Here is a 24,659-nt window from a genome sequence, read left to right as displayed (position 1 = left end):
CAAAACTGGAGGAAAATTCATACTTAAATCCTCAAACATCATTTTGCTTACCTTTTAAACTTTTAATAGTATAAGATTTATATATGGATATAAAAACCACCCGTAGTTAACTTAATAAAGTTAAAATCTACGGATAAGAGCATGAAAAATGGCCCTAAAGTTGGAGAATTATATGAAAAAATTTACCTGCGATTGCTTAATTATAGGTGGTGGGGTTCAAGGTTTTGTTCTTTTTTATCTTCTCAAACAAGCGGGAGTTCAATCGCTTGCTTTGGTTACTGATAAACAATTGGGTGAAGGTGAAACAACCCACAGCCACGGCTACTACAATAGAGGCTTTTTTAATAGCCTTGATGCGACAGTTGAAAGTAATGAATGGTGGGATAAATTTTTCAAACTGCATGGCAGAGAATGCGGATCGATTGATCAAACCTATGCACTTGCCAATGAAGTAGATACGCAATTATTACTCAAGTCCTGGCAATCAAGAGCTTTCACCTATCATGAAATAAAAGAACCACCTTCTGATTTAGTGAGTCTAGGCTATAAGCTCAGGGCAAATGAAAAATTATTCACTGTTGCTGAAGGTCATATTAGTGGGCATGGGATTATCAAAGCACTCGCCAAGGATAATTACAATCAATTAATTCACGGTTCCTTGCGGAAATTAATTTGTAATGAATTTAACACCGCCATTAAAAAGGTAGAAATAGAGACTAAAGAAGGGCCGATTGAATTTACAGCTAAGCAATATTTCCTTTGTACCGGCAGAAATACCCAAGCTCTTTTAGAAAATCTCTATAAAGATAATCAATTGAAAGGTGTCTGCCCCCACAATAGTGTCAGACTCATTCCAATGTTAGTCTTTAAGGGCAAAACACCTATTCTCACAGGTGCTTACCTACCCTACGATATCACAATGGCTTCAAGAAAGAGTAAAGGAGAGGTTTATACCATTATGAGTTATCTCAAAGGGTTAGAAGTAACCCGAGACTCTGTTCCTTTAGATGAAGAATTGGCAGATGATCCGCGTTTAGTCAAACGATGTATTACCCAATTGAAAGCCCTATACCCTAAGTTAAAGCTTGAAAGCGGTAATTTTGAATTTAGTTACTATACAGGCCCTAAGATTGATTATCCTATTGATAGTAAAGAATTTAAGACTATTAATGATTTCAAAAAGCTAAATGATTATTACACGGATAATTTAAATTTTGATAATTTCGATTATATCTGGCCGGGATTATTTTCTAATAGTTATTATTGTGCTCGCTTAATGATTGAGAAATATCAAAAACAAAAAGCACAATGGCTAGTAAATCCCTCTCAAACCGCCTTTAATGCAGCGGCTTTAGGGTTACCAATACAAAAAGAAGTCGCAAAAGAACACTGTTTAACCGACAAAATTGAATGGTATAGCTGGGAAGATTTTTGTAAAAAATACCCCCTGCTTTTAACTTAATCTCATAAATAATAGACTATTTCACTAAGGCCGCAATGCAAGTGACTTCAATTAGCAGGCCAGGGTTTGCCAAGGCCGCAACCCCCACGGACGTGCTTGTATAAGAAGAAACCGGCATGCATTGTTTTCGAGTAGTAAAATAGGCCAAGCCATTTTTTTCCATATCAACAATATAGGAAGTCATGGCAAGGATTTGTGATAAATCAGAATTCGCTGCGCGGAGCGCGTATTCTATGTTTTTGAATAATTGGCGTGTTTGCGACTCAATATCCTTTCCCACTAAATTACCATTTTTATCTTCGCCAGCTTGTCCAGTAACGAAGATTAGATCGTTATAGCGAACGCATTGAGTAAATCCATATTTATCGTAAGAAAGCAGCTCAGGTACCTCGATCACTTTTTTGGTCATAATTAGTCTCCCTCTGTTTTTATTAATATTAGTCTATTTACATCAAGTGGAGAACTATACTGGATAATAAATTGGCAATAAGCTGTGCTAACTTTTTTGAGAGATTTTTATGCCCAAATATTGTATTCAAGCAGCAATGTTTAAATTGCCCATTCCTTTTTTTGCTCGCTTTAGCCATAATTTTTGGGTTTTAAGAGAAGTTAAAACGAATAAAGTGATAGCGCAATTACACGGTCTTGCGACTTCGAGAACGAGTGGGCAAATTGTGCCGATTGGTTATAGAAGTGATCATAGTTTAAGGGCTCATTGCCTTGTCTATGATCCTCAATTTGCTAAACAATATGGCTTGCAGGTTGATAGTTTTGCTCTCACTATACACGCTTACCACACAGTCTATGAGAAAGAGGATACGCTCCAACTATGGTTGGGAGCCCTCGAAGCCGTTAGGGCAATCAATCATTTGGACCTTGATTATCCTCGCGGTGGATTTAGACTTCCCTTTTTGGACACAATTAATAGTAATTCCATTTATCACACTTTTGCCCAAGTCATGAAGATACCCTTGCATCGATTTGATGGTTTTTTTCAAATCGGCATAAAGAATTCTCTCTACGAGCAAATTAAATCATCGATAAGCAGTTCCCTGTAGAACTGCTCATAAGAATTACTTCATTCTATCGTTAATAAATGCCCAAGTTTTTGCTGTTTGGTTTTTAAATAAGCTTTATTTTCAGGGGTAGGATGAATCGATAAAGCTAAGCGCTCAGTCACTTTCAAACCATATTTTTCCAGGGCTTCTACTTTCTTGGGGTTATTCGTCAGAAGTCTTAATGCTTCGACACCTAAATATTTTAGAATTTGAAAAGCTACGGAGTAATCACGATTATCGGCAGGAAGACCTAATTGCAAATTGGCATCTACTGTATCGTAACCTTTTTCTTGTAAAGCATAAGCCTTTAATTTATTGGCAAGTCCTATCCCGCGCCCTTCTTGACGCAAATAAATAAGAACCCCCCCTTCTTTACCAATTTGAGCTAAGGATTGCTGCAATTGCTTGCCGCAATCGCATTTACAAGATCCAAAAACATCGCCGGTGATGCATTCGGAATGAATACGAACCAAGGGGACTTGATTCTTGTGCACTGGCTCTTTAATAAGAGCAAAATGCTCGGCCGAATCCAGCTTATTGTGGAAAACTGTCATCGCAAAATCACCATGCCCATGCAAAGGAATTTGTGTGGTTGCTATTTCCTCTACTAAACGCTCATGGCGGATACGATATTCGATCAGATCTTTGATGGTAACCATGGGCAAGTTATGTGTTTGCGAGAAAAGAGCAAGCTCATCACGTCGACTCATGGTGCCATCTTCATTAATGATTTCACAAATGACTGCGGCCGGTTTAAGACCGGCAAGACGAGCTAAATCGACAGATCCCTCTGTTTGGCCCTGTCGCTCGAGTACTCCCTTGTCTCTTGCCCGCAAAGGAAAAACATGCCCTGGAGAAATGAGATCCTTAGGTTGAGTATCTGCAGAAATCGCTACGGAAATGGTGTGCGCTCGATCTTGGGCTGAAATCCCAGTCGATACTCCGCTAGCAGCTTCTATAGAAACGGTGAAAGCCGTACCGTAGGGTGAGCGATTATTTTTTGCCATCATAGGCAATTCTAATTTATCGATATACTCACTTGCCATGGATAAACAGATTAATCCTCTGCCAAAACGAGCCATAAAATTAATCGCTTCGGGAGTGGCGTATTCTGCTGCGATGACTAAATCGCCTTCATTTTCGCGTGCTTCATCGTCTAGTAATATGATCATACGACCAGCTTTTAATGCTGCAATCGCTTCCTCAATTGTTGCAAAAGGCTTTGTCATGCAATTTCAACCTCATTTTTCAACTGTCCCGTTATCTTGAGCTGATGCGCAACGATTCGGGTCAAATAATCAAACTCTACATTTAAACGTTGGCCAATAGTTAATTGGCCTAATGTTGTCTGCGCCAAAGTGTGGGGAACTAACATCAGTTTAATATCAGTTTCAGTTAACGCATTAATTGTCAAACTGACCCCTTCAAGGGTAATGCTGCCTTTAGGCAAAAGGTAGATACTAGCATCTACTGCAAAACCTCCAATGATAAGCTCTACAAATTCATCCAAAAAGTTTCTTGCTTTAAGGCAAGCGGTTGTATCGACATGGCCACTGACATAATGACCGCCGAAGCGTGCTGTGGCCTGCATAGCACGCTCTAAATTGACTTTATCGCCTACTTTTAATTGGCCTAGGGTGGTCAAACTCAAGGTTTCTGGGGAAACATCGAAAACAAGATTTTCACCATGCTCTGACACTAAGGTTAGGCATACCCCGTTTACAGCAATACTTTCACCTATAGTTAAATCCTGATAAGTTGACTTAAGTTCTAAGCGATTTGCCCCTTTATTGGAGGTATTAGCAAGAACTATAGCCTGCTGTTCTACTATTCCTGTAAACATCAATTCTCCTGCCAATCGAGGCATGCTATTACGTTATCGGTTTTTATTTGCCAGCTTACTTTCGGTGTACGCTTAAAAATTCCCTCGCCTGTAAATGCAGGGATTGCTTCATTACCTAAAAGTGTGGGAACCATATAAAGATAAGTTCTCTGCACTAAATTTTCGCGATGCAACGCTGAAAAAAGTTGGCCGCCTGCTTCAACCCAAACATCATGAAATCCAAGGTAGCCTAAATGATTAATTATCTTCGTTAAATCCAATAAACCATTTTGGCTTGGTACTGCGTGATAACTGCAATTAGGATAATAATTATCCACCTTGTAGATTTCATCATGATAAATATGACAATGTTTCGCCGTAGTAAATACTTTTGCAGTTCTATCAATGGACAAACGACTATCGATAATTGCCAAAACTTTAGCGTCCTCTCTATCCTGCAAACGAGCATTTAATAGGGGATCATCCAGTTTAATGGTTTGTGCAGTTGTTAATATTACATCCGTATGCAAGCGATTCAGATGAGTAAACTCAGCACATTCCGCATTCGATAAATAGTAACGCTGCCCTTTGACCCCAGCTATTTTAGCGTCCAAAGATTGCGCCAATTTAGCAGTAACCCAAGGTGTTTTTGTTAAGGTCCAATGGTTGTAGCTTTGATAAAAAGCAGCTATCTCTTCCAATGGATAATGCAGCACCTTAATTCCCTTTTCTTCTAAAAGCTCGGTGGTATTATTCTCCGCAACAAGTGGATTAGGATCTTTATAGCCATAAACAACTTGAGAAATACCATAGTGAATAATTGCTGTAACACAGGGCGGTGTTCTTCCCCAATGGTTGCAAGGTTCTAGAGTCACATACAGCATAACCTCTTGCATACCGCTTGGAATTTGTTGTAGGACTAATTGTTCCGCGTGCGCTGTTCCGGCGCCGTGATGCCAGGCACGCGCAATGATTTCGCCCTTATGAACAGCGACAGCGCCAACACTTGGATTTGGTGCACAACTACCTCGTCCGAGCCAGGCTTGTTCCAGAGCAGCCAGCATAAAGTATTCGTGCATAGTTAAATCACTGGTGAAAAATGCAAATATGATAACAAATTATTCAATTTATGAGTAGCCTATAATCCAAGAATGCTATCTTACTCAACAACTCAAGGTAAATAAAATAGTTTTTAGCTAAAGTTTAAGTTTTAGTCCGTCGGGATAGGCACACGGGCGAGTTTGCTTTCAGCAAAATATGGGTTACCCTGTTTTCATCAGCAATCCGATATATACGAAAACTCGTCTATGTTATACTGACTGAGTTTTTACCAAAGATACAACAAATTGAGTAAGCTTATGGGCCTCTTGCACCGTTCTAAACGCCAAAGGTTTCTTAAAAAAAGTTTAGGGCTTTTGCTCGCTATTTTACAATTTTTCTCTCCTAATGCGTTTTCATTTTCTCCCTATTCAACGCGTGAACTTGAAGAGTTAGAAAAAGAATTTGTTCAACTTATCAATCAATCTGATAGCCTGGAACGTAATCCACTCGCGACTCAATATATTAACCATCTAGGTAAACGATTAGCACGTGTAGCACACATCCCTACCCCTTATTTTTTTATTGTAAAATCAAATGAAATTAATGCATTTGCTGGCCCTGGTGGATACATAGGTATAAATACTCGCCTCATCCTTGCCACTGAAAATGAAAGCGAACTTGCCGCTGTAATGGCGCATGAAATTGCTCACGTTCGCCTTCATCATCTTTACAATATGATCGAGCACCAAAAGCAAATGCGCATTCCAATGATAGCCTCCATGCTGGCTTCCATTGCTTTAGGTGTGATTAATCCTACTCTGGGTTCGGGTGCATTCATGGCTTCAGTGAGCGGCTTTGCTCAGGACAGTATTAATTTCACACGCGCGAATGAAAAAGAGGCCGATCGCATTGGTATTGATATGCTCATCAAGTCTGGTTTAGACCCGAGAGCTATGGCGAGTTTTTTTAGAAAAATGCAGGAAAATTCGCGTTATTATTATACGGCAAATATTCCGGCAATCTTACGAACACATCCCTTAGATGAGGATCGTATTGCCGAGGCAGAAAATCGTAGTGATCGCATTGCTAAAAAACAATATCCTGATAATTTAGATTATCGATTATTCAAAGAATTAATTCGTGTCTCGGTGACCAATGATAGCAAGCAATTACTTGATTATTATCACTATCATTGTGCGAAAAAAAATAATTCCACCTGCGAATACGGTTATGCACTTAGCCTCATGAGTCTTAATCAATTTCAACCCGCAGAAACACATTTAAGTCCTTTGCTTAGCCGAGATCATGATAATCTTTTTTACCAAATTGCTATGGCACAGGCAGAAACGGGCACTAAACAATATAGCTCCGCACTCAATAGATTAAACGCTTTACAGACAAATTATCCTGAAAACTATGCAGCCCTGATGGCTTATGCCCAGGGATTATTGGCTGCAGGACAGGCAGAACGCGCGGCATCAATCTTACTCAAAGGATCCAGAATATTTAAACGAGATTTACCTTTGTGTGAGGAACTCGCTCGCGCTCAAGCAACCTCTCATCGCAAAAGTTATGCTTATTTTACTCAAGCCCAATGTCAATTGCTGCAAGGACGGCATCGCGATGCGGTTCGTCAATTAAAACAAGCTAAAATTCTGGCTAAAAATGATGCCTATCTGCAAGCAAGAATTAATGCCATGATTGATGAAATTAAATTTTATACTGAGAAATAGCAAGACCAATAAAGTCCATATCTAGACTTTATGTTTTTTTTAGTCTATATTTAGATTAAAGAAAAGAGTTTTAGGTATAAAGCAAGGGGATTTACGATGATCCACGCTAAATTAACGGAAATCAGTACTGGGCAAGTTCATACTGCCTTCAAAGCCGTGCTTAATATTTTACATAAATGGCGTTGCAGCACTGAAGAAATGCAAACTTTGCTTGGGCTAAAGCGCTCTACCCTCTTTAAATATAAAAGCATGCCAGAGAAAGCCTCTATCAGTCCGGATTTAACTGAACGTTTATCTTATCTATTAAATATCCATGCTGCTTTAAGAATTCTTTTCTCAAATCCAGATTCAGTGTATGGCTGGGTTAGGAAACCTAATTATGCGCCATTTTTTAATGGCAAATCGGCGATGGATATTATGTTACAAGGACGAGTGGTAGATCTTTGGGCAGTTGCTAGTCGCCTCAATGCGGAACGAGGTGGTAAATCATAATGACTTTCTGTAACGAATTAGAACAACGAGTTTTTATAAATCAACGATGTTATCGCCTAATTCCTTCTAAATTTCCCCCTATTTATTTATTTGAAGATGTGGCTGATCAAGAAGACTTTGATGCTTTGTATGCAATACAAGCACTGACCAATCCCAGAATTCAAGACGAAATCGGCGAGCTTTCATTAGTGCCTGAAGGCGAACGTCTCTATTCTGCACCCGGCTCCGGCTATGTTATGGCAGCCTTTACTCACGTTAATCCAGATGGCAGTCGCTTTTCGAATGGGGACTTTGGGGTTTATTATGCTTCGGAATCCCTAAATACAGCGATTGCTGAAACAGTTTATCATCGAGAACGCTTTCTCAGCTATACCAAAGAACCGGCACAAGAAATTGATATGCGAACCTTGATCGCGGAATTCAGCGCTAGTTTGTATGATTTATTAGCTTTAAATAAAGCGGAACATCCCATCTATGCATTGGCTAATTACAACGCAAGCCAAGCTTTGGGCGCTGAGGCAAAACAACGAGGAACCGAAGGTTTAGTCTATCATTCTGTTCGCACTGCAAGCCCTGACGACCGAAACTTTGCCCTCTTCAAACCCAAAAACATTCACCATTGCATTCAAAGTGCTCACTATAGTTATGTCTGGACAGGTGAAAAAATTACTGCGGTTTATAAAAAGACACCCGCGAAACTGCTTGTCTAATGCTATAAGATACCAAACCACCGGTATCGCCCCAAGCGCAACACTCAATATTTTTACAACTGCTTAGCATCAATAAATTCCTTTTACTGAACCTGCTTCTAAGCAAAAGTCACTGGAGGAGAGCCCTAAGAAAAAACGACGAAGCCCTATCGCTGACTTATCATTTTTGTTCCTTTCTTGGTAAGAGGCTCATTTTATTATAGTATGGCCAATTCAATAAAATGGCCTTAAAATTAGCTATGTCACAGTCCGATGAATTTATTATTCAACACACACAAAATTGGATTCACTCTTTTATTATCAAACTAAATATTTGCCCTTTTGCTAAACGTGAAATCACCAGAGGCACCGTGAGATTTCAAGTGAGTCATGCAAAAAAAATAGAATTAGCACTGGAAGAATTCATGGCAGAAATCGATTGCTTAGACAAGCAACCAGGCGTGGAAACAACGCTTCTCATTTTTCCTTCTTTATTTAGAGACTTTTTTCATTATTTAGATTTTGTTGATTTAGCAGAAGCACTGATGAATGAGCAAGGCTACGAAGGAATTTATCAATTAGCTACGTTTCACCCCGATTATTGTTTTGCGGATGTTGAGTTTGATGAGGTTTCTAATTATACAAACCGGTCGCCCTATCCAATGATTCATCTTTTACGTGAGGAAACTGTCGAAAAAGCCATTGCTTTTTACGGGGATACAGAAAAAATCCCTGCACTTAATATTGAGTCTATGCGGCAACTAGGGCGGGAAGAAATACAAAAAATACTAACTCATTGTGAACCTAAAACCCAATGAGTTATTAATTTTCGTAGCCTAGATAAACCTTTCGATTTATTTAGGACAGAATGGCTCCAGCTCTTCTACCGCATCTTCTAAATCATAGATCTTTCTCTCAGCATCAGTACGCCAAAAATAAGAGGTTCTATTCGAGCATAGGTAACTCGTCGCCATGATGGCTAAATAAATCGTATAGATGCCTAGGAGAAAGCCTACAATAGCATTACACAGGCGAATATTACTTAGATCACGGTGAGTGGAAAGAGGCGATTTATGCTTTATGATTAAACGATTTGTTTCATTTCTGAAAGTATTATAATCGCTAAACTCTCTTGAACTTTGTTTAAAGAGATTTAATGCCTGTTGAACTCCTTCATGCAAACCCTTCGCATTTTCCTCAGCAACTTCATACTTATTGATATATTCATCGCGTTCTTTAGTATATTCAGCACGTTCCTCTTCATTAGCAAATTTTGTTTTCTTTTCAAACAATCCTTTCTTGCTCTTATATTCTTCCTCTTTTTCTTTAAGCTCTCTTAAAACTGCTTCTATCTTCTCAATTTGTTCATCAATTTGTTTATTTCTGTTTTTGTTTTGCTCATTAATTTGCCTAATTTGTGGTGGAATTGGCTCATATTTTTTGGTTTTAAAAGAAGAGTCCTCAGGAACAGTGGAGTCTGAAGACACAGGTTCTCTCCAGCGCAGACCCTTTATGGGATGACGCGTTCCCCAACTAAAGTCTAACCGGCCCGAAGCATCATCAGGAATGCCTAAAGAATCAAAATAATCTGGGGAATCAGAAGTGTCCAAAGGTACATGTACTGAACGTCTAGTAGTTACAATCGGTTCTAGACTAGAGTGGTCTTCCCAACCCCAATCAAGATTATCATCTCGCTCTTTTTCCTTGTCCTTCCTTTCCTTAGGGGGAGCAGATTTACGATCAAATAACCCAACTGATGCTCGATAGCTAGTACTAGATGTAGTGGCGTTAACTGGACGAGGAGGTACAATCTTTACTTCGACACCCTGTATATCACCTGCTTCCTTTAGCATTTCCTCATGAGTTTTCTCATCATAATCTTTCCTAACTCTTTTTCGCCAATCATTAACAACATGCGTACCGCAATCAAAAAAGGCGGATTGTTTATTAGTCGACTTATAGGCTAATCCTTTAAAATTATCGACATACGCCGCTAATAAAAGGGCGCAATTAGTTCGAATAAAAACTTGTCGATCTAAGGGTTTTCTCTCATTATAAGGCTGTGAATCATAAACAGTCCAATCGCCATCTTCTCTAACCAAACTAACCCAGTGCCCTTTATGCGCAATGGGCAAAAATATATCCTTTTCTTGAGCAATCAGATCAGTGAGTGATTTTTCCACACTATCCGGCAACCGTTTAGCTAAGAAGTCATCCCCTCTCTTCAGTTGCTTAACTGCCGATGCATCATTCTTCAAAACTACACTCGATAAATCCGTTTCTTCAGTGGAAAAATCTGGCAACTCAAAAGACTTGGATTTTAGTATCTTAGTAGAACTAAAGTCTTCAACACCAAGAAGAGAGTCCAGGTCTTTCTCGCATAATAAAGTATCGCTAGTAACGCCGTTGGTTTTTTGTTGTTGATCCCTTACAGAGCTATAAATTTCCTGACGGCTATTACGAACTGCTAAGTCATTAAGTTCAATCGCTCTTTTAAATTCAGCTTCCCATTTCCTTAATCGCATCTCCGTATATTGAAACGCACGTACTGAGAAAATATCAATCAACTCTTTTAGCAATTTTTGGCCGGTTGCGTAATTTACGGCGCTTAGATTGTACAAGGGTATATCTTTAACTAGACAATATTTAACAATTGGCTCACGTAATCTAACAAAAGTTCTTTGATCACTTTCGAGAATTAAAAAAGCTTTACCTAAACCTTCATACCCATCTTCTAATTCTGCTTTACTAACCTGACCCATAATAAATTTCTCACAAAGTAAGATAGCAACCGAATAATTACTAAAAAAGAAGTTCCCAACTGAGCATATAGTAACAATTTCCACATAAATTGCCAAATATAATTACAATATGCAAAAAAAATTTATGCTTTCTTTGCAATTTTTGGCTATAAAAAATTAATTTTCATCCAATTTGTTTTGAGGAGAATATTTCTTCAGTGTTGACATCTTTCAAGAATGAACATATTATGCTTTTTATGGCAATGATTTTTACTCTTTGTGAGAAAACAAAGATGTCTACTCGCGAACATTTTTTTAGGTCACTTCTAAGCAATCTTCTCCGCTGAGCGGAGTATTATCTAGCATCCACAATTTAAATCCCTAACTCTTAAAAAACACAGAGTTAATTTTCAAAGAAATAAACAACCGAAGTGATAACTTATGAATAAATCGATTACACGCATTGCGGCATGGGGAATATGGATCATTGCTTCATTATTCTATGCTTATCAATACATTTTGCGCGTCATGCCTAATATTATGCTGGATAATTTTATTCAGCAATTTCATATCGACACGGCAGTGTTTGGCCAATTTTCTGGTATTTACTACCTTGGTTATTCTTTAATGCATTTGCCTATTGGCATTATGCTCGATCGTTTTGGCCCCAAAAAAGTAATGACCGGTTGCATTTTGCTGACAGTCATTGGTCTTTTACCTATTCTTTTCGCTGAGCAATGGGTCTACCCCATGATTGGCCGTGCTTTAATTGGCATTGGGTCTTCCGCAGCAATCTTAGGCACTTTCAAAATAATTCGCATGGCCTTTAAAGAGCAACTTTTCACGCGCATGCTCAGCTTTTCAGTCACTATAGGCTTAATCGGAGCGATCTACGGCGGTGGGCCAGTGAGCTATCTCTGCAGCAGTTTAGGGTATAAGACTGTCGTGCAACTTTTTGCTTTCTTTGGCATTTTATTAGCAGCTCTCACCTACTTCATCGTGCCGGAAATTGACAAGACTAATCAATCAAACTCGATTATGGCTGATATCAAGCGGGTACTGACTAATCGGCAAATTATTGCTTTATGCCTTTTATCAGGTCTAATGGTCGGACCATTAGAAGGTTTTGCCGATGTCTGGGGCTCAGCGTTTATAAAACGTGTTTATGGCTTTGATCCAACTCTTGCCAGTTATTTACCGTCAATGATTTTTATTGGTATGTGCTTTGGCGCACCCGTCTTAAGTTTTATTGCGGAAAAAGCGAATAATTATCTTGCGGTTATTATTGGCGCTGGGATAGCTATGATGCTGGTATTTCTCGCTTTAATTTCGCAACAATTGACAGTCAATACCATGGCTATTGGCTTTATTTTAGTTGGCGTTTGTTCTGCTTATCAGATTTTGGCTATTTATAAAGCATCAACCTATTTACCTGAGAGTGTTGCAGGGATTACCACTGCGATTGCCAATATGATCATCATGAGTTTTGGTTACGCTTTTCACACCACAATAGGACTTTTGATCAATACTTTCGGTGGCCCTAGTCTATCAAGTGCATTCATTTATGGCTTAAGTGTTATCCCTTTGACTTTAGCCCTAGCCGTGATTGGTTTCTTTGCGCTTTCTTATCAAGAGCGCGAAAAAACTCCTTTCGCTGCAAATAGTGTACTGTGAAATCAAAGAGTTGCTATTTGAGCACTGAAAATTTAAACGACAGAAATGCAAAGCTTATCAAGATTAATCTTGATAAGCTTTGCTACCCTTGAACCCCTAGCAACATTCAGGCCATTCAAATTTTATACACCTTGAAGATAGTTAATCATTCATCTATTCTTAATTAAGATTTTTGTCTATTACAAATGGAGATTGAAATGGATAAGAAAGCCCGCATCATCGCAACAACAGCAGCAGCTCTCTTTGCCTCTGGTCTTTATGCCTCTTCCGGATACGGAGGCTCTGACTCCAATAGTGGTTATGGGGGATCAAACAGCTCCAATAATAGCTCTGGAGGAAAAACATCCGGAGGTTGGGGAACAAGTCCAGGCGGTGGTACTTACGGAACTCCTACTGGAGGAAACTCCGGTGGCAAATCCAATAGTGGTTATGGAGGAAACTCCAATAGCGGTTATGGAGGAAACTCCAATAGTGGCTATGGAGGAAACTCCGATAGTGGTTATGGGGATTCTGGAGGCTCTAAACACTCCTGCAAGAGTTATAACAAGGGGAAAAACAACTGCAAAAGTTACAACAACTGCAAAAGTTATAACAACTGCAAAAGCAAGAGCAAAAACAACTGTAAAAGTTACAACAATTGCAAAACTTATAACAATTGCAAAAGCAAGAGCAAAAACAACTGCAAAAGTTATAACAACTGTAAAAGCAAAAACAACTGCAAAAGTTATAACAACTGCAAAAGCCATAACAATTGTAAAAGTTACAACAACTGCAAGAGCAAACATAGCTGCAAAAGCTCTAGCGACTCTTATTAATACACTAAGATGCCCCAATTGGGGCATCTGTCTTCAACTTATTTATCCATTTTAGGAACCGATAATCGATGGAAAACAATAATCACATTCAAGAAAGAAAATACCTATCTTTAGGTATGGGATTAGGCTTACGTTCAGAGCATTATCAGTTTATTTTAGAACAGAACCCAACGATCGATTGGTTTGAAATTCTTACTGAAAACTATCTGGTTGATGGAGGAAATCCACTTTACTATCTAGATAAAATACGTGAAAACTATCCCCTTGTTATGCATGGTGTATCCTTATCGATTGGTAGCACTGATCCGCTCAATATTGATTATTTAAAACAGGTCAAGCAATTAGCGGATCGTATTCAACCACAATGGATTTCCGATCATCTCTGTTGGACAGGCGTTCATCAAAGGAATATGCATGATTTGTTACCCTTAGCTTACACCGAAGAAGCAATTGAACATGTTGTAGAGCGGGTAAAATACGTACAGGATTTTTATCAACGGCAAATCCTACTCGAAAACGTATCCAGTTATATCACTTATAAAACCTCGGAAATGACAGAATGGGAATTTCTTACTGAAATCGCGAATCGTGCTGATTGTCTAATTCTATTGGATATTAATAATATCTTTGTCAGTGCCTTCAACCATGGCTTTGATCCGCTTCTTTACATTGATTCAATTCCAATCAATCGCGTCCAGCAATTTCATTTAGCCGGTCATTTGAATTGTGAAAACTATATTATTGATACTCACGATCACCCGATTATTACTGAGGTTTGGGAGCTTTATGCTAAAGCGGTCAAACGCTTTGGCGATATATCAACGATGATAGAACGCGATGATCATATCCCCCCTTTTGAAGAATTATGGCAAGAATTAGATTATGCAAAAATGATTAAACAAAATTCTTTAGCTACTATAGAAGCGAGCTTGGAACATGAAACTCAATGAATTACATAGTTTATTTCAAAATTCGATGTTGACTTTAGATCCTTTGATCGAGCCTTATCTTTGCCCACCGCCACGGGGCTCTATTGACGACCGCGTTGCTATTTATGCCCACGGATTCTATGGTCGACTCGAAGAAACATTGGCGAATGATTACTCAACCTTAGCTGCAGTATTAGGCGAATCAAAATTTAATACGGTTTGTCGAAAATACATCGACGCCTATCCCTCCTACCATTATTCACTTAATTCATTCGGTCAACATTTCAGCCAATTTCTCCTAGAAACACCAGCTTTTAGGAAAAAAACTTATTTAAGTGAAATTGCCGCCTTTGAATGGGCTGAATCCGAGGCAATTGTTAGACCTAATGCCGAACTGCTTTCAGAATCCGATTTACGGGACTTAGCCCCCAAAGCCTGGCCTAAGCTTAGATTATACCTCCATCCTTCCAGCCAAATTCTTTGTATGCATTGGAATAGTCTGGCGCTTATTGAAGCGGTACGACGAGGTCTTGCAATACCTCAGCCTAGAAAACTTAAAAACCCGCAATTTGTACTCATTTGGCGACGTCAACTTGAAGTGCACTATTATAAACTTGATCACTTAGAGCAAACTCTACTACAGGCAATCCAATCTCAAGCGACTTTTATGGAACTTTGTGAGCAGCTCAGCCATAAAATACCTGAAACCGAAGTAGCAAGTTATATAGTACAAAAACTTCACTCATGGTTAAATGATCATCTTTTTGAACGAAAATAGGCACAAGCTTGTGATGAGCAATAAACACTCAGCCAGCAATAAATTTAATGTACCTTGCAAAATGTTAGTCAGCCATCTATTCTTAAAGAGATTTTTGTCTATAACAAATGGAGATTGATATGGATAAGAAAGCCCGCATTATCGCAACCGCAGCAGCAGCCCTCTTCGCATCTGGTCTTTATGCCGCAAGCACTAATTCCGGAACTGGAGGTTCAAGCACTCAGGTTAGTCCAGGTGCTAATTACGCTAAAAATTCTTGTAAGTGTCACAATCATTGCAAAAGCTCCCATAACTGCAAGAGTTACAATAAATGCAAAAGCTCCCACAACTGCAAGAGTTACAATAAATGCAAAAGCTCCCATAACTGCAAAAGTTACAATAAATGCAAAAGCTCCCATAACTGCAAAACTTACAATAAATGCAAAAGCGCCAACGGCTGCAAAAGCTAATATTAATGGTACTACGGATGCCCCAAATGGGGTATCCGTCTTTTAATCATCCCTAAGCTTCACAAAAAGTAACAAGTTGATTTAGGCATGCAACCTGCGGATCTGCAGAAATTAAATTGAAAAACAATCTCTCGTCAACTTTTCACTTCCCTCATGAGCCAAGGTTCTAAGCAACTCTTCAGTTTGCTGTTGCAATTCCTGTTCTGCTGCGGTGGGGTTTTTTATCGAAGTTACCCGTGCCTGCACTGAAGAAACAGCTGATTTCAAGCTGCTTTGCACTACCGAGTTATTCATAACCCCTAAAGATAAATGATCTTGTAAGGGATGACCTTCTAATACTTTTAAGACGTTATTGATCTCTTCAGCAACAAACTTTTCTCTTTTAGCTAAGATTTCAAGAGCTAGCGCGAATACGGTAACAGAAGCAGAATAGCAATTAGAGTTAAACATATTACAAAATTGTTTTTTATTAATCAGGGTATCTGTCTTATTAAAAAACGCTGCAATCTCGTCTTTCGCAAATAAAGCACCGGTAGGGTACGCAGTGAAGGGATAATTTTTATTGAGGTATTTTCTTTCGTTATCCATTTCAGTACGGAAACTAATCCCATCTCGTACCCAATTGAAAAAATCCCAGGGACTTTGACGACCATAAACAAAGATGTTGTCGGTTTGTGTATCTTTAAAGGCAACTGCTGAATGGCTAATAGGAAGCATTGGAATAGGAAGCCCTGATTTAGTGGCAAACATTAATTCATATTGTCCATTATTCGGCATTTCATCCAAGGATTTCATTTTTTCTGGGGGTATTTCTACTGGGTCTAAACTGAAGGTCTTTGACGCTGTGCTGGTCGATTGAGTTGCAGCAAAAAATAATGAACGATTAAGAAAAGAGCGATTAAGGGTGGTAGATAATTTTACTGATTGATTCCCAATTAGCCCTAAGGTTCCACGTACAAAAAATCTTTCCAATGGCACTATCCTTCTCCTAGGTAAATTGTTTGCGGACTCCATATTCCTAGCGTATAAAACTCCGTTTAAAACAAATATGGTCTTTTCAAATAAAACTAAGCCGGTTTTAAACCTCTTATTAGCAATTATTATAAACTGAGCTTAGTGTTCTTTATTTTTGCACATAAGCCAGGTTCTATCAATCAATTTTAGAAAAACAGGGTCATGAATAGACTGTAAGATGTCGAGTCAATGCAACAAACCTTTCTCTATGCGCAATTTAGAAATTCCACGACCATAATAAACCCTTAATGTTTAAGTTATATACTTTGTTTAAATGACTTAAAGAGGGTTAATGATGGCTTGGAGAGCAGTATCTGTATTTTTTAAACAACCTCATATAGTAGGTGGAATTGTAGGTGTTGGTGGATATTATTTAGCGGATGAAACCTATAAATACAAAAAATTAAAAGATACTATGCAAAGTATCGCCGAACCTGAAGAAAAAACAGCGCCTAAAAGAGAGATCGTTGAGGCAAAGCACAAAGAATGGTTAGTAGTTGGACGACAAAGTCCACACTATGCGAGAAATACAAATCCAAAAGACAATCTTTTAAATAAAATAACGCAAAGTCCCTTGGTATTTAAAGCGCTTGGTACCCATTTAGATAATGAAAAGCACTATGACTTACTTGAAGGTAGTGATTTTATTAGCGAACCCATGACCAACGATAAAACCGCACCTAAAGTGCTTATAAAACCTGCTCAAATGCTCAATATGGAACCTTATGAAATAGGAGACGATGAAAAATTTGAGGTATGTTTTGCAAAAAAACAAGCTTTTGCGGATAGGACACAACAATCCCCTTTTTATCATTCTTCCTTGGCATTCAGGCGTGTGAGTGACGAAAGACCTGCGAATCCTGATGCGGTTGTAATAACCGGAAAACAAGCCAAAAAGCTTTTTGACCGTATTAATAAGACTATTTGTGAACCACAACATTGTACTCTTTATGTTTCTAATTGCTATTCGGCTTCAATCTATGGAACAGGGGAATTAATTAAGATCCTTCATAAAGATAAGAGTGCAGATCCGGATAAAGCCAATAAAGATATCCAGGCAGTTGCCAATGTACTATCAAAAGTTGCGACAGACAATCTGGGGCGCGGAGTTAGTAATAATCCAGTAGTTAGCGTTGAGCTGCATTCTGAGATACCTAAAATTCTAGAAGCTCGCGGCTTATTGAAAAAAGATGAGTTATCTTCTCCCCCATCCAGTAATAAGCTGTGATTTATCGATACTAAACTTCATAGGAGCTATTCTAATGAAACCATCAAGTGGAGTTGTAATTAACGAAGATATTTTAAAAGCACTTGGTGCTCGCGCAGCTAAAGCAATACGAATAAAAAGTGCTCAAATGGAAGCAGAACTTGCAGCTAAAATGGAAGATCTTGAATATTTAGAGAAAGAAGGATTCTCAACTGCCGGACTGATTAAAGCGAAAGTAAATGGTAATCATCAATTGCTCGAACTTAGCGTTGATCCTTCTTATCCAGATTGGGATAACCATATAAGAACTTGTGAACTAATGGTAGAAGCAGTTAACGATGCGCTCTATAAAATAGACCTTGCCATCGAACAAGAAATTTCTTCTATTAAATATAAATATCTCGGTCAAGTGATTGAAGAATCTGAAAAAGATAACTGAAACCTCCTGCTTACTCCCAAGGCAAGCATTGTACTGTCTTAAGAAATTTGTTGACTGCATTTACCCCATCGCTACGTCACGCGACTTGTTACAGAGATCTCAATATTAAAAAAGATTGCATGGAAACCAAGAACAAGCGACGAGTGTTAAGTGAGAGGGTTTTTTATCCTCTGCAAAGATGTGCTACTGCACAAGCTCATGATATTTAAGTTCATTATGATTAAAATATATCTCATTTGTTTAAAATTGAGCTATACCTTATATAGGACAATAAAACTATAAAAAATTAATCAAGGAAATGCCATGAGAAAAATTCTGCTATGGATGTTAGCAGTCACTTCAACTTGTTTTTCCCAGTCCTCTCACAAACATGTGCATGAAAAAGCAGTGACAAAAGAAGACAATAATCAAATTCTGCAGATCATGGCGCTAATCAGTCCTGATCTTATTTCTCCAAAAACAACCAATTCGTCATTAAAAGAAATTGAAGACATGCTTTTAGCAAGCAACTTAAATAAGCTTGTTATTGATAAGGTATTAAAAACCTTAAAATGCGCAAGTGAATATAATGTCGACCACAATAATATTTTAACAATTATCGATTACTCAATCCCTTCGAGCGACAAACGCTTATGGGTATTTGATTTGTATTCAAAAAAATTGCTATTCCACACCTACGTATCACATGGTATTAAATCGGGTACTCTATTATCAACAAGTTTTTCAAACAAATTTAACTCTAAATCGAGCAGTATTGGCGTCTATCAAACTGAAGATACTTACTATGGTCGACATGGTCTTTCTTTAAAATTAGATGGCTTAGATCGCGGTTTTAATGATAATGCCTCTAATCGTTCTGTGGTAATGCACGGCGGATGGTATGTCGATGAAAGTTTTATTAAAAAATATGGAAGGGCCGGCCGCAGTTGGGGCTGCCCAGCACTGCCAGAAAATCTTACTTCAGACATTATTAACACCATAAAAGACAAGTCTCTATTTGTCAGTTATTATCCAAGTGATAATTGGTTTTTAAAATCAAAATTTCTTAATTGCGATAACCTTTCCCCAACACGTTATGCATCAACAAAAGATACAGAAATCAAGTCAGCAGAGGAACACAGAGAGCCTGTCCTTTTTGCCCATATCAACAGTAAAAATTTAGGAACTGAACCAATTTTGGTGATAACTGCTGATAATTATGAACAACTATTTCATACTAAAGTCCCTTTAGAGCGGATGCTGCGCCGACAAATTAACAATGTAGAATATATTGCTCTATCCAATGCAGAACTTGAAAACTTAATTACCAATAATAAAAATGCGTTAAGCAGCGTTAATTTTGTTATCCCAGTGGTAAAAATGGAACGCGGTTATTATGCAACTGAAATGCATATTGTTGATTTAGGGAAAATCAAGGATGTTAGACTTCCTTCGGATCCTTCCTCTAAAAACTATACCGTTGATTTTGAAGCTAAACCATCTATTACACTTAGATCGACTAACGAATTTATTCGTTGGTTAGGATTATAAATTATGGTGAGTGAAGTTAAAAAAATACTGAAGGCAATTCGCAAAAAAAGGCCTTTTGTATTAAATATTCTTAATTATTATCCAATGGAGCTTATAGCCAGTGGATTACGCAGTATTGGTATCCATCCCTTCATGAGTAACGCTGAGCAAGAAGTTGATGAGCTGCTTGATTTAGCTAGTGCAGTTGTAATTAACATAGGTAAATTAGATGACAAATTTATCAAACTTTGTTATCACATTTGTCAATCGGCAAATGCTAATAATAAACCCATTATTTTGGATCCAGTGGGTACTGGTGTAAGTCATTACAGAACAGATACTGCGCTTAGTTTTATTAAAAATCATAAAATTTCTGTTGTTCGAGGTTATTCAAACGAACTTGAGAGCTTATTGACCGAAAAAATCACTGTACCAAATGATAATAATCCCTTGGATGAACAAGTGCTGACAAATGCGAAAAAATTATCAGAAAAATATGACCTCGTCGTAGTCGTTAGCGGGAAGTTCAATACAGTGATTGATTCAAATAAAATAGACAAATTTAATTTTGACTCAACTCTTCTACAAAAAGTCGCTGGTATAGATAGTCTTCTTTCCGCAATTATTGGTGGTTTTCATACCGTTGAAAAAGACCGATTTACTGCGGCCCGGTCCGCAGTAGAATTCTATGGAAATTGTGTTGGCTCTGTGTCTACACGAGCTCGCGGCCCTGCTTCTTTAAAAACAGAACTTATCGATAAATTATACATCAACTCATTGGAAGCAATGGATTGGTAATCCCTCATCTCTCTATGTCAATCCCAGCCCCGTATGTCAGAGCTATCATTATAGATGATGATTTTTTTTCCATAATTTAAACAGCTTAATCATTCCTTCATTGAATAAAGGTATATCTTGCGGATTTCTGCTTGTTACTAAATTATCGTCAGATACAACAGGTTCATCGACCCAATTCGCACCTGCGTTGATTAAATCTAACTTGATAGATGACCAGAAGGTGACTTTATGATCTTTTGCCGCTCCAGCATTAATTAATAACGAAGGACCATGGCAAATTGCAGCAATCGGTTTTTTCTGTTTATTGATTTCTTTTATAAACGAAATTGCCTCTGGAATTATCCTTAATTTATCTGGGTTTACTACACCGCCCGGCAATAATAAAGCATCATAATCTGCCGCATTTGCTTCATTGAGTGGTACGTCAACTGTAAAAGTATCGCCTACTTCGAGGTGATTCCAACCCTGGACAAACTCATCTTCAGGAGAAATTAGATAGGTTGTTGCTCCTTCCTTCTCTAAAGCTTTACGTGGCTTTTCTAATTCAACTTCTTCGAAACCATCTGCCGCTAAAATCGCCACTTTAAATCCATTTAGTTCATTCATTATGGCTCTCCTTGAGAAATAAATTTTTCCCAAAAAATCCAGGAAAAATACTCACAATATATCTATAAATATAACAGATAATTAACAGTAATTTTTCTTTTAATAAAATTAGATTATTAACAATATAAATTTTAAGCTATAAAACTGCAATTAATTAGAAAATTTATTGGTAATTTATTCATTATAACCTATAGTTTAAATACCATTGTTATCTAAGGACAACTCATGGCAACCAAAGGAAATATTGGAAATAAATCGGAATCGCCGTTAAACTCATTGCTTAATCTTAATCTTCAAATAATAAAAAATCTATCTCAGATTGAGATTACTGATTTTGTTAACAAACCGGATAAGTTATTAGAAAATCAAATTAAAATTGCGATTAGTAACAGCATATTATTTTTAGAGTATATAAAACAATCTTGGGAAATATTTGCTCGTATGATACCAGAATCCACTTCAGAAACCTCAGATCTTCAACAAGGGACTAATTTTTTAAAGGTAGTAAGCACTTTTTTGACAACACCAGATGTGTTCGTCGGCAATATAACCAAGGCAGTTTTCTCTCCTGCTATTGATACCGATCCTCTCGATATACTCAAATCAACTGTCCTATCAACAACGAGGTCTGCTACATCGGAAACAGCAAAATCCATAACAGAAGATGCAATTAAGAAAATGAAACGCAATCGTAAACCGAGAGTCAATCATTAAATCGAATTACCCCGGAACCTAATAGCCGGGGTAATTCAGTTTTTTTAATCTTCTCGTTTACAACTCATTCCCCAGCAAGCACCTATACAGCAAAAAAATGCTCCAATAAAGAAGAAGGCAAAGAAGATGAAAGCACCCCAAGCTAAAGCATTGGGTGAGGCTTGCACAGTAATGATCTGATTACCATTAGATGATTGTGAAGCACTTGTCTGAACACTCAATGGAGAGCTTGTATTTTCTGTAGTAGTATTGTTTGTCACCCCTGTTGTGGCATTAGTTCCTTTAGGAGTAGGAGCTGGAGCTTTTGGCATCGTTGCTTGTGAAGATGACCACGCTTGTGGAGCACCTACATTCACTTGTGCAGAGGATCCTGCCCCAAACGATGAGAGATAAGCGCTCATGTGGGTAGTGAGTATAGCACTTAGCATCAACGCAACAGTCCAAGCACTAAAACCGTACAAAATCCCTAAATTACGTCTTGGGCAGTACAAACGGCCTAGGTAACCCGCTGTATACCCCGCTGCTAACATAGAAACGATAATACAGATAGCAATACCGATTAATCCCCCAACAGCCAATGTAATATCACCATTCGCACCCATACTAAACATGCTCAGACCTATCGCTGCACCAAAGAGACCCAAAAGAAAACTTAGGCCAATTCCAACGATGGCACCAATAAAGATTGCAGTCCATGATAAGCGCTTAAAGGGATTTAAATTCGTGACATTTGGCGTTGTAATAATTGTTTCATTTTGCATGATAAATATCCTTATATTGTCTATCAAATTCCAGATCGAATTAGAGATGAGATACTAGCCAAATCAATATCAATATACTTATCGGTACACCTAATAACCAGCCGATTATGTAACCCATACCTACCTCCTTATAACTCAATAGTTTCTTTCTATGAAACTAAATCATTAGGCAAATCAGTAAAATACTAGCCTTGTTATTATACTAGTTTAACGATTAGTTTCTTTCAAATTTTCAACGAAAATTCCTCTTAAACTATGACTTATTTACAAAAAATTTATAAATGAAATTAAACTATTTAAACTATAATAATAGTTGATATATTGAATAGATAAGGAAGTCTATGAAAAAAATTTATCATGGAATTGCATTTGAGTGTTCAGCATTAGAAGACAACGGGATGTACCGAGGTTTTTGTGCCTTTTTTTTCCATAATAATCAATACAGTTATGTCATAAAAAAATCTGTAAGTGAGATTGCAGAAACTAAAGAAGAAGCTGAAAATCAAGCAGTTGAATTAGCAAAAAACTATATTGAACGCGGGCTTTTTTAGGCACTCAATTTAATCCAAACAATAGCTAGACCTACTCTCAATACAAGGTGCTGTTATTGCTACCGTTGGTTCTATCCTGTCTTTAATTAAAGTGACAAAATGTTTTAACCCTGCTCTTTCCAGCGATTGATGGAATGCAAGGGCAGGTGAAGTTTGCCCAAATTCCGTCTTGTTAAAACTTTTATTATCCGCAACTGGAGTAGAAGCATAAGTTACAAACTGGATCACCGTTTCAAAAGCATTATGCCATTGTCTTTTCGCACAATATTGGTGAAAACAATCCAATAACTTTGTTAATTTTCTTCTTTTTTGCTCATTGTTATTAACCGTAGAATCTAAACTATTAAGCGCTTTTTCCATTGCTATAGAGAGTTGATCGCAGCTTTCATTATCCAGTTTATGGAGTGTTTTATGCTTTAAAAGATAAGTAATTTGCTGAGAATCTTCCAAACTGATTTGGATATCTCCCCTTCTGGAATCGCAATTTAACAAATTAAACGGGATGTGCAGCATTTCTAAAAAAGACACAAAATCAATAAAAGCACTCCCAAAATCATTCATATCCCTCTTAACGGTCAGGGTAACTTGCTCTCCCTCTCCAGTGATAGTTAGCTCATCTTGATTCTTAAAAAACTCATTAAGCCAAGACTCCGCTGCAGCCCAAGGTGCCGCTTCTACGCTTAAGGTCATTTGATGATGGTAGAGTGCAGAAAAATAACCAGGATTAGGCTCAACAATGGGACGGCTTTTTTGCAAATGATGATAAGCTTGAATTAGGCTGACCTCATAAGTTTCCATCATGTATAGAATGGCGACTGTAGCACTTCTTGACATGCCCATTTGGCAATTAATTAAGACTTTTTTATTGTCTTTTCTCGCTTTAGTTATCTTTTCAAAGAGCTTTGTTGCTTGAATATGGGCTAAAATTTGGGAAAAATTTCTCCCATTATCTTCTACAGCAATAGTGTGGTGCCCTTTAAATCGCTCAATAAACGGGTGCGACTCACTAAATTCAGACAGATCAATAATCAAATCATACTTAGAATATTCCGAACGAAGATCGTAATGGCCATAGAGTGAATAGATATTGCCGATAAATAAATTGCTTAGAAATTCTTGTGCCCAAGCGGACTGTTGATTGACAGAGTAAACTATCCGCTCTTCCTTCCCTTCTCCATAAATAAATGCGGTTTCAGTAAATTTAGCCATTCCTAACGACCCAAACTTAGCGCTCGTTTCCTGGCTTGTTGACCAAGTCGTTTGTTGAATAATTTCTTTCATCTTTTGAAAATCCTTTTTTATTTTGACTATACAATGGATCTAAATTTAAGCAAAGCGCTTAGGCTAAAATCACTACATGAGGGAGACGAGAATTAC

The 24,659-nt window shown here is 37.9% G+C and carries 26 protein-coding genes; 17 read left to right on the top strand and 9 right to left on the bottom strand.

Annotated features, from left to right (window positions below; translation table 11 throughout):
- Window positions 1-172 precede the first annotated feature (172 nt).
- The gene (locus Lnau_RS05280; RefSeq protein WP_058504097.1) at window positions 173-1,462 is read left to right on the top strand and encodes an FAD-dependent oxidoreductase; all 1,290 of its coding nucleotides are present in this window, start codon (window positions 173-175) and stop codon (window positions 1,460-1,462) included.
- 16 nt (window positions 1,463-1,478) lie between these two features.
- Here the strand turns inward: Lnau_RS05280 and Lnau_RS05275 are convergent, their stop codons facing one another.
- On the bottom strand, window positions 1,479-1,871 hold the full coding sequence (locus Lnau_RS05275) for a RidA family protein (RefSeq protein ID WP_058504096.1): 393 nt from the start codon (window positions 1,869-1,871) through the stop codon (window positions 1,479-1,481).
- Between the two features lie 109 nt (window positions 1,872-1,980).
- Between Lnau_RS05275 and Lnau_RS05270 the strand changes: the two genes are divergently transcribed.
- Complete coding sequence (locus Lnau_RS05270) at window positions 1,981-2,520, top strand: hypothetical protein (protein WP_058504095.1); 540 nt, start codon at window positions 1,981-1,983, stop codon at window positions 2,518-2,520.
- 20 nt (window positions 2,521-2,540) lie between these two features.
- Here the strand turns inward: Lnau_RS05270 and Lnau_RS05265 are convergent, their stop codons facing one another.
- Genes Lnau_RS05265 through ribD form a run of 3 tightly spaced genes read right to left on the bottom strand, consistent with a single transcriptional unit; the run spans window position 2,541 to window position 5,421 of the window.
- Window positions 2,541-3,749, bottom strand: a complete 1,209-nt coding sequence (locus tag Lnau_RS05265; RefSeq protein WP_058504094.1) for a bifunctional 3,4-dihydroxy-2-butanone-4-phosphate synthase/GTP cyclohydrolase II — start codon at window positions 3,747-3,749, stop codon at window positions 2,541-2,543.
- The gene (locus tag Lnau_RS05260; protein WP_058504093.1) at window positions 3,746-4,363 is read right to left on the bottom strand and encodes a riboflavin synthase; all 618 of its coding nucleotides are present in this window, start codon (window positions 4,361-4,363) and stop codon (window positions 3,746-3,748) included. The genes Lnau_RS05265 and Lnau_RS05260 overlap by 4 nt, the downstream gene beginning before the upstream one ends.
- Window positions 4,363-5,421: a bifunctional diaminohydroxyphosphoribosylaminopyrimidine deaminase/5-amino-6-(5-phosphoribosylamino)uracil reductase RibD gene (ribD, locus tag Lnau_RS05255; RefSeq protein ID WP_058504092.1), complete on the bottom strand. Its 1,059-nt coding sequence runs from the start codon at window positions 5,419-5,421 to the stop codon at window positions 4,363-4,365. Before ribD ends, Lnau_RS05260 begins: the two co-directional genes overlap by 1 nt.
- A 279-nt stretch (window positions 5,422-5,700) precedes the next feature.
- Here ribD and Lnau_RS05250 point away from each other — a divergent pair, with 279 nt between their 5' ends.
- From Lnau_RS05250 to Lnau_RS05235, 4 genes are all read left to right on the top strand, one after another.
- Window positions 5,701-7,116 carry a M48 family metalloprotease gene (locus tag Lnau_RS05250; RefSeq protein WP_058504091.1) on the top strand — a complete coding sequence of 472 codons (1,416 nt, stop codon included), beginning with the start codon at window positions 5,701-5,703 and terminating at the stop codon, window positions 7,114-7,116.
- A 96-nt stretch (window positions 7,117-7,212) separates the two neighbouring features.
- Entirely contained in the window at window positions 7,213-7,608 is a 396-nt protein-coding gene (locus Lnau_RS05245) for an MbcA/ParS/Xre antitoxin family protein (RefSeq protein ID WP_058504090.1), read from the top strand.
- Window positions 7,608-8,318, top strand: coding sequence for an RES family NAD+ phosphorylase (locus Lnau_RS05240; RefSeq protein WP_058504089.1), 711 nt, complete (start codon window positions 7,608-7,610; stop codon window positions 8,316-8,318). Before Lnau_RS05245 ends, Lnau_RS05240 begins: the two co-directional genes overlap by 1 nt.
- Window positions 8,319-8,539: 221 nt before the next feature.
- Window positions 8,540-9,115 carry a DUF1415 domain-containing protein gene (locus Lnau_RS05235; protein ID WP_238585921.1) on the top strand — a complete coding sequence of 192 codons (576 nt, stop codon included), beginning with the start codon at window positions 8,540-8,542 and terminating at the stop codon, window positions 9,113-9,115.
- Between the two features lie 36 nt (window positions 9,116-9,151).
- Here Lnau_RS05235 and Lnau_RS05230 read toward each other — a convergent pair whose 3' ends face one another.
- The gene (locus Lnau_RS05230; RefSeq protein WP_058504088.1) at window positions 9,152-11,059 is read right to left on the bottom strand and encodes a hypothetical protein; all 1,908 of its coding nucleotides are present in this window, start codon (window positions 11,057-11,059) and stop codon (window positions 9,152-9,154) included.
- 420 nt (window positions 11,060-11,479) lie between these two features.
- Between Lnau_RS05230 and Lnau_RS05225 the strand changes: the two genes are divergently transcribed.
- The 5 genes from Lnau_RS05225 (at window position 11,480) to Lnau_RS05205 (ending at window position 15,729) form a co-directional block, all read left to right on the top strand.
- Window positions 11,480-12,712 carry an MFS transporter gene (locus tag Lnau_RS05225; protein ID WP_058504087.1) on the top strand — a complete coding sequence of 411 codons (1,233 nt, stop codon included), beginning with the start codon at window positions 11,480-11,482 and terminating at the stop codon, window positions 12,710-12,712.
- 192 nt (window positions 12,713-12,904) lie between these two features.
- Complete coding sequence (locus Lnau_RS05220) at window positions 12,905-13,582, top strand: hypothetical protein (RefSeq protein WP_058504086.1); 678 nt, start codon at window positions 12,905-12,907, stop codon at window positions 13,580-13,582.
- Window positions 13,583-13,595: 13 nt separating this feature from the next.
- Complete coding sequence (bufB, locus tag Lnau_RS05215) at window positions 13,596-14,477, top strand: MNIO family bufferin maturase (RefSeq protein WP_058504085.1); 882 nt, start codon at window positions 13,596-13,598, stop codon at window positions 14,475-14,477.
- Entirely contained in the window at window positions 14,464-15,234 is a 771-nt protein-coding gene (locus Lnau_RS05210) for an HvfC/BufC family peptide modification chaperone (protein ID WP_058504084.1), read from the top strand. Before bufB ends, Lnau_RS05210 begins: the two co-directional genes overlap by 14 nt.
- 180 nt (window positions 15,235-15,414) lie before the next feature.
- Window positions 15,415-15,729: a hypothetical protein gene (locus tag Lnau_RS05205; RefSeq protein WP_157070630.1), complete on the top strand. Its 315-nt coding sequence runs from the start codon at window positions 15,415-15,417 to the stop codon at window positions 15,727-15,729.
- A 65-nt stretch (window positions 15,730-15,794) separates the two neighbouring features.
- On the opposite strand, the gene Lnau_RS05200 is transcribed toward Lnau_RS05205, so the two are convergent.
- Window positions 15,795-16,661, bottom strand: a complete 867-nt coding sequence (locus Lnau_RS05200) for a hypothetical protein (RefSeq protein ID WP_058504082.1) — start codon at window positions 16,659-16,661, stop codon at window positions 15,795-15,797.
- Window positions 16,662-16,989: 328 nt separating this feature from the next.
- Between Lnau_RS05200 and Lnau_RS05195 the strand changes: the two genes are divergently transcribed.
- The 4 genes from Lnau_RS05195 (at window position 16,990) to thiM (ending at window position 20,650) form a co-directional block, all read left to right on the top strand.
- Window positions 16,990-17,925 (top strand): hypothetical protein, encoded by a 936-nt coding sequence (locus Lnau_RS05195; protein ID WP_058504081.1) that lies wholly within the window; start codon window positions 16,990-16,992, stop codon window positions 17,923-17,925.
- A gap of 34 nt (window positions 17,926-17,959) precedes the next feature.
- Complete coding sequence (locus Lnau_RS16100) at window positions 17,960-18,343, top strand: YbaB/EbfC family nucleoid-associated protein (protein ID WP_058504080.1); 384 nt, start codon at window positions 17,960-17,962, stop codon at window positions 18,341-18,343.
- 303 nt (window positions 18,344-18,646) lie between these two features.
- Window positions 18,647-19,873 (top strand): murein L,D-transpeptidase catalytic domain family protein, encoded by a 1,227-nt coding sequence (locus Lnau_RS05185; protein ID WP_058504079.1) that lies wholly within the window; start codon window positions 18,647-18,649, stop codon window positions 19,871-19,873.
- A gap of 3 nt (window positions 19,874-19,876) precedes the next feature.
- Window positions 19,877-20,650 (top strand): hydroxyethylthiazole kinase, encoded by a 774-nt coding sequence (gene thiM / locus Lnau_RS05180; protein ID WP_058504078.1) that lies wholly within the window; start codon window positions 19,877-19,879, stop codon window positions 20,648-20,650.
- Between the two features lie 48 nt (window positions 20,651-20,698).
- On the opposite strand, the gene Lnau_RS05175 is transcribed toward thiM, so the two are convergent.
- Window positions 20,699-21,256: a type 1 glutamine amidotransferase domain-containing protein gene (locus tag Lnau_RS05175; protein ID WP_058504077.1), complete on the bottom strand. Its 558-nt coding sequence runs from the start codon at window positions 21,254-21,256 to the stop codon at window positions 20,699-20,701.
- A 225-nt stretch (window positions 21,257-21,481) separates the two neighbouring features.
- On the opposite strand from Lnau_RS05175, the gene Lnau_RS05170 reads away from it, so the two are divergent.
- Window positions 21,482-21,970 carry a hypothetical protein gene (locus tag Lnau_RS05170; RefSeq protein ID WP_058504076.1) on the top strand — a complete coding sequence of 163 codons (489 nt, stop codon included), beginning with the start codon at window positions 21,482-21,484 and terminating at the stop codon, window positions 21,968-21,970.
- Window positions 21,971-22,014: 44 nt separating this feature from the next.
- Here the strand turns inward: Lnau_RS05170 and Lnau_RS05165 are convergent, their stop codons facing one another.
- The gene (locus Lnau_RS05165) at window positions 22,015-22,731 is read right to left on the bottom strand and encodes a hypothetical protein (protein ID WP_058504075.1); all 717 of its coding nucleotides are present in this window, start codon (window positions 22,729-22,731) and stop codon (window positions 22,015-22,017) included.
- Window positions 22,732-23,072: 341 nt separating this feature from the next.
- Here Lnau_RS05165 and Lnau_RS05160 point away from each other — a divergent pair, with 341 nt between their 5' ends.
- On the top strand, window positions 23,073-23,282 hold the full coding sequence (locus Lnau_RS05160; RefSeq protein ID WP_058504074.1) for a hypothetical protein: 210 nt from the start codon (window positions 23,073-23,075) through the stop codon (window positions 23,280-23,282).
- 9 nt (window positions 23,283-23,291) lie between these two features.
- Here Lnau_RS05160 and Lnau_RS05155 read toward each other — a convergent pair whose 3' ends face one another.
- On the bottom strand, window positions 23,292-24,563 hold the full coding sequence (locus Lnau_RS05155) for a dual specificity protein phosphatase family protein (protein ID WP_058504073.1): 1,272 nt from the start codon (window positions 24,561-24,563) through the stop codon (window positions 23,292-23,294).
- Between the last annotated feature and the right edge of the window lie 96 nt (window positions 24,564-24,659).

This window comes from Legionella nautarum (assembly GCF_001467895.1).
Classification (GTDB): Bacteria; Pseudomonadota; Gammaproteobacteria; order Legionellales; family Legionellaceae; genus Tatlockia; species Tatlockia nautarum.
Note: the sequence above shows the minus strand (reverse complement) of the source record. Positions and strands in the feature narration are given on the sequence as shown.